Annotated in this window: 1 protein-coding gene; it reads right to left on the bottom strand. The window is 39.5% G+C overall.

Annotated elements, in window-relative coordinates:
• Nucleotides 1-232 precede the first annotated feature (232 nt).
• Nucleotides 233-451: excalibur calcium-binding domain-containing protein (locus ACTD9P_RS29905; RefSeq protein ID WP_438870460.1), on the bottom strand; the 219-nt coding region annotated here is incomplete at its 5' end.

The raw sequence follows: 451 nt of genomic DNA on the forward strand, positions 1-451 counted from the left end.
TCTTCAAATATCCGGTCCGGTTGTTCTAATAAAATTGCATTGCATTTCAGTTTCAACGTATTCAGCTGAAAACGTTACTTCAATACAGCTGGAACCGGAGAAACTTCTAATATCGCTCAAATTTCTTCTAATATCCCCTACTACTCTTCTAATAACCCACATCAATGTTCTAATAAAAACGCCCAATAAAAAACAGCTTAAGCAAAATTTCACTTAAGCTGCTTCACGTAAATTATAATTCACAAGCCCAGCCATCTTTATCGCCGTCTCTTGCTGTTGCGTAAGCAGGATGCGATGAGCTGACACCTTTCGGATAATAAACCCGCATTTCTGTACAGTTTTTAAATGCAGTCGGTGCTCCTGGAATGACATATGTCCCAGAATTCACATCACCTTTTGGATTTTCAGGTGTCGTATTCGGCACGATGAACTCTTTCGCACTAATCGAGTA

Source organism: Pseudomonas onubensis, assembly GCF_965653655.1.
GTDB lineage: Bacteria > Pseudomonadota > Gammaproteobacteria > Pseudomonadales > Pseudomonadaceae > Aquipseudomonas.